The 14,464-nt window shown below is 62.0% G+C and carries 12 protein-coding genes and 1 pseudogene; 4 read left to right on the top strand and 9 right to left on the bottom strand.

The window, feature by feature from the left end:
- Positions 1-2 precede the first annotated feature (2 nt).
- The 3 genes from ntrB to V1292_RS17755 form a co-directional block, all read right to left on the bottom strand.
- Positions 3-911 (bottom strand): nitrate ABC transporter permease, encoded by a 909-nt coding sequence (gene ntrB, locus V1292_RS17765; RefSeq protein WP_334374017.1) that lies wholly within the window; start codon positions 909-911, stop codon positions 3-5.
- 62 nt (positions 912-973) lie between these two features.
- Entirely contained in the window at positions 974-2,293 is a 1,320-nt protein-coding gene (locus tag V1292_RS17760; RefSeq protein ID WP_334374016.1) for a CmpA/NrtA family ABC transporter substrate-binding protein, read from the bottom strand.
- A gap of 340 nt (positions 2,294-2,633) precedes the next feature.
- Entirely contained in the window at positions 2,634-3,548 is a 915-nt protein-coding gene (locus tag V1292_RS17755) for an intradiol ring-cleavage dioxygenase (RefSeq protein WP_334374015.1), read from the bottom strand.
- A gap of 126 nt (positions 3,549-3,674) precedes the next feature.
- Here V1292_RS17755 and V1292_RS17750 point away from each other — a divergent pair, with 126 nt between their 5' ends.
- Together V1292_RS17750 and V1292_RS17745 are read left to right on the top strand one after the other, a co-directional pair.
- Entirely contained in the window at positions 3,675-4,949 is a 1,275-nt protein-coding gene (locus tag V1292_RS17750; protein ID WP_442895532.1) for a serine hydrolase domain-containing protein, read from the top strand.
- A gap of 150 nt (positions 4,950-5,099) precedes the next feature.
- Positions 5,100-6,608, top strand: a complete 1,509-nt coding sequence (locus V1292_RS17745; RefSeq protein WP_334374013.1) for a sensor histidine kinase — start codon at positions 5,100-5,102, stop codon at positions 6,606-6,608.
- Here V1292_RS17745 and V1292_RS17740 read toward each other — a convergent pair whose 3' ends face one another.
- From V1292_RS17740 to V1292_RS17730, 3 genes and pseudogenes are all read right to left on the bottom strand, one after another.
- Positions 6,609-7,928, bottom strand: a complete 1,320-nt coding sequence (locus V1292_RS17740; protein ID WP_334374012.1) for a TRAP transporter large permease — start codon at positions 7,926-7,928, stop codon at positions 6,609-6,611.
- Positions 7,925-8,441 (bottom strand): annotated as a pseudogene (locus V1292_RS17735) (TRAP transporter small permease). The gene V1292_RS17740 and the pseudogene V1292_RS17735 overlap by 4 nt, the downstream one beginning before the upstream one ends.
- A gap of 81 nt (positions 8,442-8,522) precedes the next feature.
- Positions 8,523-9,521, bottom strand: a complete 999-nt coding sequence (locus V1292_RS17730; protein ID WP_334374011.1) for a TRAP transporter substrate-binding protein — start codon at positions 9,519-9,521, stop codon at positions 8,523-8,525.
- A 900-nt stretch (positions 9,522-10,421) separates the two neighbouring features.
- On the opposite strand from V1292_RS17730, the gene V1292_RS17725 reads away from it, so the two are divergent.
- Positions 10,422-10,817, top strand: coding sequence for a helix-turn-helix domain-containing protein (locus V1292_RS17725; protein WP_028347342.1), 396 nt, complete (start codon positions 10,422-10,424; stop codon positions 10,815-10,817).
- A 3-nt stretch (positions 10,818-10,820) separates the two neighbouring features.
- On the opposite strand, the gene V1292_RS17720 is transcribed toward V1292_RS17725, so the two are convergent.
- The gene (locus tag V1292_RS17720; protein ID WP_334374010.1) at positions 10,821-11,048 is read right to left on the bottom strand and encodes a hypothetical protein; all 228 of its coding nucleotides are present in this window, start codon (positions 11,046-11,048) and stop codon (positions 10,821-10,823) included.
- Between the two features lie 164 nt (positions 11,049-11,212).
- Between V1292_RS17720 and V1292_RS17715 the strand changes: the two genes are divergently transcribed.
- Positions 11,213-12,034 carry an enoyl-CoA hydratase gene (locus V1292_RS17715; RefSeq protein WP_334374009.1) on the top strand — a complete coding sequence of 274 codons (822 nt, stop codon included), beginning with the start codon at positions 11,213-11,215 and terminating at the stop codon, positions 12,032-12,034.
- A 98-nt stretch (positions 12,035-12,132) separates the two neighbouring features.
- On the opposite strand, the gene V1292_RS17710 is transcribed toward V1292_RS17715, so the two are convergent.
- Both V1292_RS17710 and V1292_RS17705 read right to left on the bottom strand, forming a co-directional pair.
- Positions 12,133-13,215: an isocitrate/isopropylmalate dehydrogenase family protein gene (locus V1292_RS17710; protein ID WP_334374008.1), complete on the bottom strand. Its 1,083-nt coding sequence runs from the start codon at positions 13,213-13,215 to the stop codon at positions 12,133-12,135.
- A 130-nt stretch (positions 13,216-13,345) separates the two neighbouring features.
- On the bottom strand, positions 13,346-14,416 hold the full coding sequence (locus tag V1292_RS17705) for an alcohol dehydrogenase (protein ID WP_334374007.1): 1,071 nt from the start codon (positions 14,414-14,416) through the stop codon (positions 13,346-13,348).
- Between the last annotated feature and the right edge of the window lie 48 nt (positions 14,417-14,464).

Below are 14,464 nucleotides of genomic sequence, written 5' to 3'. Positions count from 1 at the left end.
CTTCAGTTCAGCGCGGTGCCGCGGGTCACGACCTTCGCCAGTCCCGCGATCAGGCGGTCGAGCACGAAGCCGATGATGCCGACGTAGAACAGCGCCAGGATGATTTCGCTGATGTGCGAGGAATTCCAGGCGTCCCAGATGAAGAAGCCGATGCCGACGCCGCCGATCAGCATTTCCGCAGCCACGATCGCCAGCCACGACAGGCCGATGCCGATGCGCAGGCCCGTGAAGATGTAGGGCGCCGCTGCCGGGATCATGATCTTGGAGAAGAACTCCAACGGATTGAGCTGCACGACGGCTGCGACATTCCGGTAATCCTGCGGGATGTTGCGGATGCCGACCGCGGTGTTGATGATAATCGGCCAGACCGAGGTGATGAAGATGACGAAGATCGCCGATGGGTGTCCATCACGGAACGCGGCCAGCGACAGCGGCAGCCAGGCCAGTGGCGGAATGGTGCGCAGCACCTGGAACAGCGGATCGAGTCCGCGCATCGCCCACACCGATTGCCCGACCAGCGTACCCAGCGCGATGCCGACGATCGCGGCGATCGAATAGCCATACGCGACGCGCTGCAGCGAGGCGGACAGATGCCAGAACAGGCCCTTGTCGATGCCGCCATTGTCGAAGAACGGATCGAAGATCAGTTCCTTGGTGTCCTTGAAGACGCGCGACGGCGGCGGCAGGGTCGAGCCGGTGCGGCGGCAGACCAATTCCCAGAACAGCATCAGGAGCGCTAGCACGATCAGCGGCGGCACGATGCGCACCGCGATCTCCTTGCCCATCTTGACGTATTTCTCGGCACGTGGCGCCGGCTTCGGTGTCATCGTCACCACCGGTGCCGCAGAGGTCGGTGAGGCGGTCGGAATGGCCACGGCAGTGGCTTCAGCTTTGATCGCAGGCATCGTCATTGAAAATGCATCTCCGTGTTCAATGAGCGGGCCGCCCGCAACCGCGCGCGGCCCGGGCTTGATCAGACTTCAACGCGCTTAATCGAAAGGGACTTCAGATACGCAGCCGGGTTTTCCGGATCGAACACCTTGCCGTCGAAGAAGGTCTCCTTGCCGCGCGAGGTCGAAGTCGGTATCTCTGCGGCGGGAACGCCCAGCGTCTTGGCGGCTTCTTTCCAGAGATCCTCACGGTTGACCTTGGCCACCAGCGCCTTGCTGTCGAAGCCTGCTTCGTATTTGCCCCAACGGATATCTTCCGTCATGAACCAGAGATCGTGGCTCTGGAACGGATAGGAAGCGAAGTCGCGCCAGTACTTCATGATGTGCGGCGAGTTCTCGACGACCTTTCCGGGAATGCCGTAGTCGAACTTGCCCGCCGAACGGTCATAAACGTCGTCGACAGGGCAATTCATCCACTGCCGCTTGCCCATGATGGTGGCGAGCTCTTTCTTGTTCTCGGCCTTGTCGGCCCATTGCTGCGCCTCCATGACAGCCATCAGGATGGCCTTGGCGGCCTTTGGATATTTGTCGACCCAGGCTGCGCGCATGCCGAGCGACTTCTCCGGATGCTTGTTCCAGAGCTCGCCGGTATTGACCGCGGTGTAGCCGATACCCTGGTTGATGAGCTGCAGATTCCAGGGTTCACCAACGCAGAAGGCATCCATCGTGCCCACCTTCATGTTGGCAACCATCTGCGGCGGCGGCACCACGATGGTCTCGACGTCCTTGTCGGGATCGATGCCACCGGCGGCGAGCCAGTAACGGATCCACAAATCGTGCGTGCCGCCCGGGAAGGTCATCGCAATCTTGGCCGACTTGCCGGCGGCCTTCTTCTGCTCGAACACGGCTTTAAGTGGCGAAGAGTCAGTCCCGATCTTGAGGTTGGCATATTCCTTGGCAATCGAGATGCACTGCGCATCGAGATTGAGCCGCGCCAAGATGTACATCGGCGTCGGCACGTTGTTCTGCGTTACCTTGCCGGCTGAAATCAGATATGGCATCGGCGTCAGGATATGCGCGCCATCGATGCCGTTGCCTTCCGAACCAAGCACGAGGTTGTCGCGGGTGGTACCCCACGACGCCTGCTTGGCGACCTCGACGTCGGGCATGCCGTGCTTGGCGAAGAATCCCTTGTCCTTGGCGACGAACAGTGGACCGGCGTCGCTCAGCGCGATGAACCCGAGCGTCGCCTTGGTCACTTCCGGACCCGCGCCTTGCGCAAACGCGCCAGCCGGGAAATTCAGCTTGGCCGCAGCGAGTAATGCCGCCGTGCCGCCGGTGGCCTTGAGGAGCTGGCGGCGGCTGAAACCGTGGCGTGAGGTCGGATAGGTAGGCTTCGTCATGGGCGTCGTTGTCCTTTTGCGTCGGTGCGTTGAACGGGGCCGTCCGATTGGTGTCACCGCGCCAGGCGCAGAAAGGCGCGTTCCAGGGAGGCCCCGGAATGGCGGCGTCACAATTCGGATGAGTGGTCTCGAGGGACGGCTTCAATGGCGTCGACACAAGCTATTCAAGCTTCGTGCCAAGCCTCCAGCAGCGCAAAATCTACAATTATTTCAATGCACTCTTCGTATGTTGCTGCAAAAAGCGGCAGCGGTCAGGAACCAGTCACCGCATTCGAAATTTGCGTTTCGCTCAATCTTTGTGCGGCGCACAAGAATTGAGCAGACGATGCGGCACCCTGCGTTATGCGTCTTCAGCCGCCTTCGCCATCATCGGTTTCGGCGCGCTTCCCTCGCCTGGCTTCATGCGGAATTCGTAGCTCATCAGGTGCCACGGCTCGCCCGCGGGCTTGCCGTCCGGCATCGTCGGATCGGTACGCTTTTCGATTCTGGCGACCAGCTCGTCCTTGACCCCGAACACCACGTCGGAATCGAGATACTTGTCGCCGTCGATGAAGACGTGGGTGATCAGCGGCTGATAGCCGGGCGCATCGACCAGGAAATGCACGTGGGCCGGCCGCATCGGGTGACGGCCGGTCTGCACGATCATCTCGCCCACCGGGCCGTCGGTCGGAATCGGGTAGCTGCACGGCAGGATGGTGCGGAAGAAGAACCTTCCATCGGCATCGGTAATGAAACGCGCCCGCGACGACGGCCCTTCCGTTGCATAGGCCGGCTTCTGGGAGTCATAGAAGCCGTCATCGTCGGCATGCCAGATGTCGACCGGCACGCCGGCCAGTGGCTTGCCCTCGAGGTCGGTGACGCGGCTCTGCACGAACATCCGCTCGCCGGGTAGCGTTGCCGAGATATCGGTGCCGTGTGGCATCACCTTGTGCTCGCCGACATAGAACGGGCCGAGCACCGTGGTCTCGGTGGCGCCCTCGCGCTCCCGGTGGTTCACGGCATCGACCAGCATCGACACGCCGAGCACGTCGGACAGCAGAATGAACTCCTGCCGGATCGGGGTACACTTCTGGCCCGTCCGCGTGAGAAAATCGATCGCATATTCCCATTCCTCGAAGGTGAGGTCGGTCTTGCGGACATAGTCGTGGAGGGACTTCACCAGTTCCTGCAGCAGGAATTTGGCGCGCGTATCAGGCGTATTGTCGAAGCTGCGGATGACGGCGGCGGTCAGTTCGGTCTCGCTGAATTGGCGCATTTTGCTGTCCTGCGGAGATATGCGATGGCTGGTGTCAGCCTATATCACCCTTCCAACCCACATAAGCCCGGCCCGTTGGAACAGGGGACACTTTTCGGCTATCAAGGCCGCAGTCGCCAGCCGGAGATGCCGATGTTAGCCCCCGCCTCCCCCGAATCCGCCGGAATGTCCAAGGCGGCCCTCGATCGCCTCGAAAATCATCTGAAGCAGCGCTACATCGATGCCGGCCGCTTCCCGGGGACGCAGCTCCTGATCTATCGCCGCGGCAAGGTCGTCCATTCGTCTGCGCAGGGCTTTGCCGATCTCGAGCGCAAGGTGCCAGTCAAGGACGACACGATCTTCCGCATCTATTCGATGACCAAGCCGCTAACCTCCGTCGCGTTCATGATGCTGGTCGAGGAAGGCCGCGTCGCGCTCGACGAGCCCGTGCACAAATACATTCCGGCATGGAAGAACCTCGGCGTGTTCGTGGCCGGTACGCACCCCGCCTTCCTGACCCGGCCGCCGTCACGGCCGATGCTGATCGTGGATCTGTTGCGGCATACCTCCGGCCTGACATACGGCTTCCAACAACGCAGCAACGTCGACGCGGCCTATCGCGAGAACAAGATCGGCGAAGTCATCAAGGCCGGCACGCTGCAAGGCATGATCGACGACCTTGCAAAAATTCCGCTTGAATTTTCGCCGGGCGAGGCCTGGAATTACTCCGTCGCCACGGACGTGATCGGCTATCTCATCGGTTTGATCAGCGGCAAGCCGTTCGAGCAGTTTCTAAAGGAGCGCATCCTCGATCCGCTCGGGATGAAGGATACCGACTTCTTCGTGCCCAAGGACAAGGCGCATCGGTTCGCGGCGTGTTATTCGGCCGACCCGCAGGGCGGCATGACGTTCCACGCCACCGAGCGAAAGGGCACGCTGACGCTGCAGGACGACCCGGCGACGAGCTCATTCCTGTCGCCGCCGTCCTTCATCTCCGGTGGCGGCGGCCTGTGCTCGACCACGGCCGACTATCTCACCTTCTGCCGGGCGCTGCTCAATGGCGGTGAGCTCGGCGGTATCAGATTGTTAGGTCCGAAGACGCTGAAGCTGATGACGTCCAACCATCTGCCCGGCGGGGTCGACCTGCCGGCGATGTCGCGCTCGCTGTTCTCGGAAGCGGCCTATAACGGCATCGGCTTCGGGCTCGGCTTCGCCGTCACCATGAACCCGGCGCAGACCTTGATTGCCGGCAGTCCCGGCGAGTTCAACTGGGGCGGTGCGGCGACAACGTCGTTCTTCATCGACCCGGTGGAAGAGCTGATCACGATCTTCATGACTCAGGTGCTGCCGTCGAGCGCCTATCCCTTGCGGCGCGAGCTGCGCACCATGGTGTATGCCGCGATCATCGACAGTAATCTTTAGGCAAAAAGAGAGGCATTGCGCAGCGCGAGGCGGCCGCTGCGGAACCCGATGCCCTGCCGATAGCGCACTAACATCCTCCTAATATCCTTGGCGAAATTCGGCGGCTTCTCCTATGCTTGCCTCCGATTAGGCGTGTATCCGGGGCTTGCGTTGCCGAAACTTTCACTGCCAGTGCGTCTTGCCCTTCTGGTCGCGGGAACCACGCTGCCGTTGATTGTTTTCGCGGCCGGCATCGTTTTCAGCCATTACAAGCAGGACCGCCAGAACGCGACGCAACGGGTCCTTGAAACGGTTCGCAGCATTCGCCTCGTGCTCGACTCGGAGATGCAGCGGATCACTGGCGCGCTCCAGGTGCTATCGCTGACAAACGCGCTGCGCGACGGAGATTTCGACGGATTCCGCCGCATCTGCCAAGGCTTCCTCGACCAGTATGGCGAAGGCGGCGTCGTGCTGGTGGCGAACCGCGAAGGCCGCCAATTGTTCTCTTCTCTCACGCCTGATACGGCCAACCTGCCATTGCGCAACAACCTCGCCCTGGTCGGGAGGGTATTTGCGGAGAAGAAGCCGGTCTATTCCAACCTGTTCTTTGGGTCGGTGAAGAAGCGGCTGATCGTGACGGTCGAGGTGCCCGTCATCGTCGATGGCGAAGTACTCTACGACATTTCCTTCAGTCCGCCGATCGAGATTTTCCAGGCGATGGTCGAGCAGCAGCGGCCGAGCAAGGACTGGACGATCTCGATCTTCGACGGCGAAGGCACCAATTTCGCGCGCGTGCCTAACCCACAGGATACTGTCGGCAAGCGTGCATCGCCCTCGCTCTATACGGAGATGTTCAACAATCCGGAAGCCACCCTGCCGACGGTATCGCTCGAGGGCGTGCGGCTGATTACGAGCTTTACCCGCTCCTCGCTCACCGGCTGGACCGTCGCCGCCGGCGTTGCCGAAAGCTCGCTGGTCGCGCCGCTCTGGCGTAACCTCGCGATCACGAGCGTAATGGGTGCCGTGCTGCTGATGGTCGGGCTCGCCTTCGCGGTGCGGATGGCAACCCAGATCGCCCGCGGCGAGATGCTCCACAATCTCCTGATCGAGGAGCTCAACCATCGCGTCAAGAATACGCTCGCGGTCCTGCAGTCGATCGCCACCCAGACCTTCCGCAGCGCGAGCCGGGCGGAGCGCGAGAAGTTCGAGGGAAGGCTCGGCGCGCTGGCGGAGGCGCATAACTTGCTCAGCCAGGAGAAGTGGCAGGGCGCGGAGCTGCGGGAAGTGATTGCGCGGGTGCTGCAGCCCTACCTGCTCAACAATCCGGAGCGGACGCGGATGTTCGGACCGCGGGTCCCGCTGTCGCCGCGGCTCGCCGTCGTGCTGTCGATGATCGTGCACGAGATCGCAACCAATGCCGCCAAATACGGCGCGCTATCGAACGACACCGGGACCGTCGCGGTGGATTGGGAAATCCTCGAAGAAAGCGACGGGCGCAAGTTGCGGTTGATCTGGACTGAGGCAGGCGGCCCGCCCGTCACGGCACCGGTGCAGCGTGGCTTCGGCTCACGGCTGATCGAGCGCAGCGCACGCGACCAGCTCGGCGGCGAAGCAACCGTCGACTTTCTGCCGCGCGGCGTTGTCTACACTGTAAGCTGCGCACTCGACAGGGAAGAGTAGCTACTTAAGCATCTCCGGCACGATCAGGCGTGGCAGGAACAATGAGACGCTCGGCCAGATGATGACGGCGACCAATACCAGCAGCATCGGTATCAGCATGATCAACGTGTCTTTCAGCGCGTAGCGCAGCCGCACGCCCGCGATCGAGCAGGCGATCATCAGGCACAGGCCATAGGGCGGCGTCACCAGTCCGAACGCCAGCGACACGATCGAGATGATCGCAAACTGAACGGGGTGCAGGTCGACCGACTTCGCTAAGGGTTCCAGCACGGTGCCGACAATCACGATCGCCGGAATGGCGTCGAGGAAACAGCCTACGACCAGGAAGCAGAAGGCGATGAAGAAGCCGGCCGCGACCGCGCCCATGCCCCAGGTCGAGACGTTGGCCAAGAGCTCCTGCGGTATCTTGTAATAGGCCAGCAGCCAGCCGAACGCGCTCGCGGTGCCGATGCAGAACAGCGCGACGCCTGCCAGGCGCCCGGTATCGAGCAGCGCCTTGTAGAGTTCGCGCGGGCCGGTTTCGCGGTAAAAGAACGCCGACAGCACCACGGAATAGAGCACGGCGACGCAGGCGGATTCGGTGGCGGTGAACCATCCGAGCAGGATGCCGCCGACGATGATGAACGGCGTCATCAGCGCCGGTATCGATCGCCAGATGGCGTAGCCGATGTCGGTCCAACTCGATTTCGGGTAGGTCGGATAGCCGCGGCGTACCGCGTAGACATGCACGGTCGCCATCTGGGCGCCCGCGATCAGCAGGCCGGGGACGATGCCGGCCAGATACATCGCTGCGATCGAGGTCGAGATCAATCCGCCCCAGACGATCATCAGGATCGAGGGCGGGATGATAACGGCAAGCACCGCTGTTACCGCCGTGATGGCGATCGAAAACGAGAGATCGTAGCCTTCCTTTGTCTGGGCATCGATGAATATCTTGGACTGGCTCGCGGCGTCCGCAGTGGAAGAGCCGGAAATGCCGGCAAAGAACACCGACAGCACGACGTTGATCTGCGCCAGCGAGCCCGGCCAATGCCCGACCATCGAGCGCGACAACGCCACCAGGCGGTCGGTGATGCCGCCGATGCCCATCAGGTTGGCGGTCAAGAGGAAGAAGGGCACGGCGAGCAGGATGAACGAATTGTAGGCGTTGAAGGTCTCCTGCGCGAGCGACATCATCGACAGGCGGGGCTCGATCAGCAGGATCGGTACGCAGGCAAGGCCGAGCGCAAACGCCACCGGCACGCGCACGATGAGCAGGCCAACGAAAACGCCGAACAGGACCAGTGCGGCCTCCCCGGCGGAAAGCACATTACCGTTCATCGGTTCGCCCCGACCAGAATTTTCAATTCGTCGATGATCTGTTCGCCGGCAAAGACGATCCACGTCACACCCGCCGCGGGCCATGCGACATGAATCATCCAGAGCGGTAGATCGGCCAGTCTCCGACGTTCGGTTCCAGGCGAACCGCGTGAATTCCAGGCCAGCCCACACGAATACCAGCGCCATCGCCAGCACGCCGAGGCGCGCGACGATCCGCACCGCGGCTTCCGCCCGCCGCGACAGGGTGGGCCAGACGTCGACCTCGAAATGCTGCGCCTCCCTGATTCCGACCATGGCGCCGATCATGATGGTCCAGATGAACAGGAAGCGCGCCATCTCCTCGGTCCAGATGTAGGACGGAATGAACGGCGTGTAGCGCGAGATGACCTGCAGGGTGACCGGAACGACCAGAATGCCGACACATGCGGCGAGCAGGATTTCGAGTAATTTCGCATAGGCCGCCGTCGCTCGTCGCCATAGCGACGGGTTCGGCGGCATTGGTATTTCAGTCATCATGGCTCCGGAAGGTAACGATCACGGAATGGGGCAAGCCGCACGGCTTGCCCCACTTCCTATCGCTCGGCGCGACAAATATCAGGCGACGTTGATCTTCTCGAAGATGGCCTCGGCGCCGATTTCCTTGGCATAAGTGGCCATCACGGGATCGGCGAGCTTCTTCATGGCATCGCGCTCCTCGAACGGAACGCGCTTGAGCTTGCCGGCCTTTTCCAGCGTATCGAGCTTGACGACCTCCTCGCTCGACTCCAGTTGACGGCCATAATCGCCGGCTTCCTTGCCGGCCTTCATGATCGCGTCCTGCAAGTCCTTCGGCAGGGTCTTCAACGTCTTCACCGAGAAGCAGATCGGCCGGATCGATACCGCGTGCTGGGTCAGATTGAGGTGCGGGGCGACTTCGTAGAACTTCATCGCCTCGACGCCGGCCGCCTCGTTTTCGCCCGCCGAGATCACGCCGTTCTGGATGGCGTTGTAGACCTCGTTGTAGGCGATCACCGTCGGGCTCATGCCGACGGCTGCAAACGTCTTCGACCAGATCGGAGCGCCCTGCACGCGCACCTTGAGGCCTTTGAGATCGGCGAGGTTCTTGAGCGGCTTGTTGGCGAAGATGTTGCGAATGCCGCCGCCCGCATAGCCGATCAGGACGACCTCCGCCTTAACAGCGATTTCGTCGGCCACAGGTGCCAGAATATTCTTTTCGACCACCTTGTTCATGTGCTCGATGCCCTTGAACACAAAGGGTGCATCGATGAAGGGAGCCGCCTTGGCGAAGGTCGACATGTGGGCCGGCGAGACGATGCCGTAATCGACCGCCTTGCCCTGCGACATGTACTCGAAATACTGCTTCTCGAGACCGAGCGACGAGTTCTTGTGCAGCGTGAAGTTGACCGGCTTGCCGTAGTACTTCTTCACCAGCTCTTCGAACCTGGTCAGCGCCTTGGTGAAGGCGTGATCGTCGTTGAACTGCACCGCCCCGTTGAGGGTAACGGGCGCCTGTGCTCTGACGATCGATGGCATGCCCAGGACGCCGGCCGCAGCCGTCGCACCAAGGCCCGCAAGTAGGGTTCTTCGTTTCATAGCTTCCTCCCCAGTAACGCCCGTCCCTTGTAAGCGGGACTTTGGCCTGGCCGACGACGCGGCCACTACCGCAAAGCGTATGCAAAACGGTGCGGCTGTGGAAGCCAATTTAAGTAGTACCCCAGGCCAATAAGCCGCAGACGGCCAGGCCGATGATTGCATCATTTTGGGCAAATCCCGGCTCGAGCCGAACCTGCGTCCCCCGGGGCCAATAGCCGTAAGCGCCCCGACACGGCTTCGGCATGTGCGTCGCTGCGCGACATCGATCGATCCGTGGGATGCCGCCGGCACAGTGCAACCGACACGCCGCAAATATTGCGCGATGTCGGATCCGGCCCGTCCCGCGTGCAAGCGCGTTCCCGTTCGAACGACGCTGCGCCAGATCCATTTGCAGGATTCCGATAGCGCGGCGAGCACGCGACTTGCTGCTATTTCCCGGCACGCCTGATCCGAAAGCGGAGCTGAACTCTGCTGTATTTTATCAGGCATCAGTGTCCGCGGAAACTTTAGCAACAACCGCCGACGCGCTGCGAACGACGGCACGATCGGCCCTCATCCCCCGTAGAAATCCGGTGCTTGATGCGACACAGTAAGCATGCCGGCCAAAATCTGTGGCCATTGAACTCGCGGTGGTTGTGGTTTGTCGAATATTTTGCCAAATGTAGTGGGCGGGGTTTTGTCAATACGCCCCGGGCGCCGACAGCTTTAGGTAGTTGGCGACGCCGGTATCAGGATGCTTCCAATACGCAAAGGCGTTTGGCTACCATCCCGCAATCTCTCAGGAATTCCGTGGTTCCCACTACCAACTCACGGACCGGACTGACTTTAACGCGGTACATATGGATGAACCCCTGACCTACTTTTGCCAGGGTTTCCCGATTGAAGGACGGTAAAACCAGAATGAACAGATCAGCAGCGAAAAAGATGAAACAGCGCAGCGCCGGCAAACCCGATATCGAATTGGGCAAGCGGATTCGCCTGCGGCGTGTGGAACAGAAAATCTCGCAAGCGGAGCTTGGCGACAAGCTCGGCGTCAGCTTCCAGCAGGTTCAGAAGTACGAGAAGGGCGTCAATCGTGTCGGCGCTGCTCGTCTTCAGCAAATCGCTACCGCGCTCGACGTGCCGGTGACGTTCTTCTACGACGGCGACGGCAAGGCGCGCGAAGTCGAGAGCCTGCTCTTCCTGGACAGCGCGTTCAGCCTGAGGCTGCTTCGTGCCTACAGCAAGATCAAGGACCAGACTGTACAGCGTCAGTTGGTGTCTTTGATGGAATCGATCGCCGCCAACGAGGGCTAGGCACTATCGCGCCTGGATCGCAGCACCGCGGACCCGATCAATCGTGCGAGAAATCGCCGGGTAGCCTGTTGCTGCGCTGGGCCAAATCTTGAGCTGGCCGGGACCATACCCGTGCGACGCCATCAGGATGGGGATGGCGGAGTTCGGATGCACCGCAGCGAAAAGCCGACGCGGCAGGTTTCCGACGACCACCGCCGGTTCGACCATCAACAACGACTGCATCACCGTCACGCCGATATCCCGCCACACGCAATGCGCGTGAGCCCGCTCCTGCCCTGACGACTCCCCCCATTGCCCGGCGCCCTCTGCTGGTCGCACGTGCAAAGGCGGCAATTGACCTCGGCGCGACGCTTGTCCGACAATGGACCAAGCCTCACGAGTGAAAGCCGCAACCGATGCTCGACATCGCCAAAACTGCCGAAATATCCTATGCCGACGGCAAGATCCTGCAAAGCGTCAGCGATGGCGTCGGCGTCATCACCTTCAACAATCCCGACAAGCGCAATGCGATGTCGCTCGAAATGTGGGAAGGCCTGGGCCACGCACTGACCGAACTGCGCGACGACGCGGACGTGCGCGTCGTGATCCTGGTCGGCGCCGGCGACAAGGCCTTCGTCTCGGGCGCCGATATCAGCCAGTTCGAAAAGACCCGCCATAATGCGGCGGCGTCGGAAGAATATTCCAAGCGGAGCGAGGCGCAACGCGCGCTGCTCGCAAGTTACCCCAAGCCGACGATTGCCTGCATCCGCGGCTTCTGCCTCGGCGGCGGCATGCAGGTCGCGATGCTCACGGACATCCGTATCGCCTCCGACAACAGCCAGTTCGGCATTCCAGCCGCCAAGCTCGGCATCGCCTATGGCTATGACGGCCTGCGCCACCTGGTCTCGCTGGTCGGCCCATCCTGGGCGCGGCTCATCATGTACACGGGCATGCGGATCGAGGCTGCGGAAGCGTTGCGGATCGGATTGGTCGACCGCGTGTTGCCGGACGCGGAGTTGTGGGACGCCACCACGGAGATCGCGCGCACCATCTCCGGCAACGCGCCGCTCGCCATCAAGGCCGCCAAGATCACCATCGCCGAGGTGCTGAAGGACGAAAGCAAGCGCGACATGGACGCGATCAAAGCCATCGGCCGCGCCTGCATGGATTCGGAGGATTTCCGCGAAGGCCGAACGGCCTTCATGGAAAAGCGCAAGCCGCAGTTCAAGGGGAAGTGACACCGGTCCCGTAGCCCGGATGAGCAAAGCGACATCCGGGATTCTCGCCCAGTTCAGGCAGCGGTCCCGGGTATCGCTGCGCTCACCCGGGCTACAAGCTACAACGCCGCCAGCACCGCCTTGGCGATATCCGCAGTGCCGTTGTTGCCGCCGAACTCCATCGGCGTGATGCCGCCGGCATAGGCTTTGTCGACCGCCCGCTCGATGCGCTCGCCGGCTTCGGCGGCGCTTTCGAGGCCGTGTTTTTCGGCGAGCCAGTCCAGCATCATCGCGGCCGACAAGATCATCGCGGTGGGATTGGCCTTGCCCTGCCCCATGATGTCGGGCGCGGTGCCGTGGCACGGCTGGAACACGGCGTAGCGGTCGCCGATATCGGCTGAGGGCGCCATGCCGAGGCCGCCGATCAGGCCGGCGGCGAGGTCGGAGAGAATGTCGCCAAACATGTTCTCCGTCACCATGACGTCGAAGTCCCAGGGACGCTTCACCATCATCAGCGAGCAGGCATCGACATAGACGCGGTCTGTCTTGACGGCCGGATAGCGCTTTGCGGCTTCATCGAACATCTCGCGAAAGAACGCGAAGGCCCTGAACACATTCGCCTTGTCGACGCAGGTCAGACCGCCATTCGTCTTGCCGCGGGCCTTGCGCCGTTCGGCGAGCTTGAAGGAAAACTCGAACAGCCGCTCGGAGGTCTTGCGGGTGATGACGAGCGTCTCGCGCGCGTCGGTTTCCGTCACTACGCCCTTGCCCATCGAGGCGAACAGCCCTTCAGTCGATTCCCTGATGAGCACGAGGTCGATGCCGCGCTGATCGGCGCCGACGATCGGGCTCGGCACGCCCGGAATTAGCCGCGCCGGGCGCACGCCGGCATAGAGATCGAAATGAAAGCGCAGTTCGATCTGCGGAGCGATCTCGGTGTTATCAGGGTAGCGTACCGACGGCAGGCCGCAAGCGCCGAGCAGGATGGCGTCCGCCTCCTCGCACAGCCGCACGGTGCTGTCGGGCATGGATTTTCCGGTCGCGAGATAATTGTTGGCGCCCGCCGGTGCCTCGGTGAAGCGAAACTTCAGCTCGCTCGTCGCCTCGATCTTGCGCAGGACTTCCAGCGCCGGCGCCATCACTTCAGGGCCGATGCCATCGCCGCCGAGCACGGCGATGTGGAGAGCGTTATTCGCGGACATGGGGGTTCCTTGAAAGAGATTTGGGAATTTTCCTCGTCATTGCGAGCGAAGCGAAGCAATCCATCTCGCGGCATAACGGATGGATGGATTGCTTCGTCGCTTCGCTCCTCGCAATGACGGCGGCAACAGGCTACGGCGTCAGCACCGCGCGGCCGACCAGTTTGCCCTTCTGCAAATCGGCGAGCGCTTCGTTGGCTTTCGCGAGCGGCAGCGTCGTCACCGGAATCGGCGCGATCATCTTGTTTCGAACCAGTTCGAGCAATTCCTTGGTCTCGCGCAGATTGCCGACATAGCTGCCCTGGATCGTGATCGCCTTGATCGGAATCAGCGGCAAAGCAAAGGTCGCACCGCCGCCGAACAGGCCGACGATGACGAGCTTGCCGCCCTTGGTGAGGCAGTCGAAGCCGAGCTGCGTGGTCTGCGCATTGCCGACGAGGTCGATCACCGCGCGAATGGGTTCGCCGGCCTTTTTCGCGAGCTGCTCCAGCGCGTCCGGCGCCTTGCCGTCGACGGTTGCAAGCGCACCGGCGGCCTCGGCCGCTTCGCGCTTGCGCGCATCGATGTCGACGACGATGGCGCCCTTGCCGCCCATCGCCTTTAGCAGCGACAGCGCCATCAGGCCGAGGCCGCCGGCGCCGAAGATGACGATCGGCGAGTTGAAGGCGAATTCAACCTTCTTCAGCGCGCTATAGGTGGTGACGCCGGAACAGGCATAGGGCGCGGCGGTGACGGGGTCGAGCCCCCTGAGGTTCAGAAGATACTTCGGATTCGGCACCGTCATGTAGTCGGCATAGCCGCCGTCGCAATAAACGCCGAGCGAATTTGGTTTCACCACGCACATGTTCTCGTCGCCGCCGACGCAGGTAGCGCATTTGCCGCAGCCGAGCCAGGGATAGACCAGCGCGACGTCGCCGACCTTGAGATCGCCTTTGTCGGCAGCGGTAACGTCGGGCCCGAATGCCACGACCTCGCCGACCGTCTCGTGGCCCATCGTGCGCGGCAGCGACACGCCGCGGTCCTTCAGCGAGAGCGGCTTGCGGCCATGGCCGAGATCGTAACCGCCTTCCCAAATGTGGAGATCGCTATGGCAGACGCCGGCGGCCTTCACCTTGATCAGCACCTGCGCACCCGTGGGCTGCGGCGTCTCCTGATCCACCTCTTTCAGTGGTGCGTTGAACTCAGCGACCTGAAAACTCTTCATCGCTTCTCTCCCGTCTTTCTTGTTCTTGGACCATTTTCTTGGGCGTAA

The organism is Bradyrhizobium sp. AZCC 1719, assembly GCF_036924525.1.
Taxonomy (GTDB): Bacteria; Pseudomonadota; Alphaproteobacteria; order Rhizobiales; family Xanthobacteraceae; genus Bradyrhizobium.
The sequence above is the reverse complement of the archived record's forward strand: the minus strand, read 5'-3'. Positions and strand labels throughout refer to the sequence as shown.

What these genes read in the sequence shown, in the direction of transcription:
- ntrB (WP_334374017.1), bottom strand. Translation starts at nt 911, where the DNA reads ATGACGATGCCTGCGATCAAAGCTGAAGCCACTGCCGTGGCCATTCCG.
- V1292_RS17760 (WP_334374016.1), bottom strand. Translation starts at nt 2,293, where the DNA reads ATGACGAAGCCTACCTATCCGACCTCACGCCACGGTTTCAGCCGCCGC.
- V1292_RS17755 (WP_334374015.1), bottom strand. Translation starts at nt 3,548, where the DNA reads ATGCGCCAATTCAGCGAGACCGAACTGACCGCCGCCGTCATCCGCAGC.
- V1292_RS17750 (WP_442895532.1), top strand. Translation starts at nt 3,675, where the DNA reads ATGCCGATGTTAGCCCCCGCCTCCCCCGAATCCGCCGGAATGTCCAAG.
- V1292_RS17740 (WP_334374012.1), bottom strand. Translation starts at nt 7,928, where the DNA reads ATGAACGGTAATGTGCTTTCCGCCGGGGAGGCCGCACTGGTCCTGTTC.
- V1292_RS17730 (WP_334374011.1), bottom strand. Translation starts at nt 9,521, where the DNA reads ATGAAACGAAGAACCCTACTTGCGGGCCTTGGTGCGACGGCTGCGGCC.
- V1292_RS17725 (WP_028347342.1), top strand. Translation starts at nt 10,422, where the DNA reads ATGAACAGATCAGCAGCGAAAAAGATGAAACAGCGCAGCGCCGGCAAA.
- V1292_RS17715 (WP_334374009.1), top strand. Translation starts at nt 11,213, where the DNA reads ATGCTCGACATCGCCAAAACTGCCGAAATATCCTATGCCGACGGCAAG.
- V1292_RS17710 (WP_334374008.1), bottom strand. Translation starts at nt 13,215, where the DNA reads ATGTCCGCGAATAACGCTCTCCACATCGCCGTGCTCGGCGGCGATGGC.
- V1292_RS17705 (WP_334374007.1), bottom strand. Translation starts at nt 14,416, where the DNA reads ATGAAGAGTTTTCAGGTCGCTGAGTTCAACGCACCACTGAAAGAGGTG.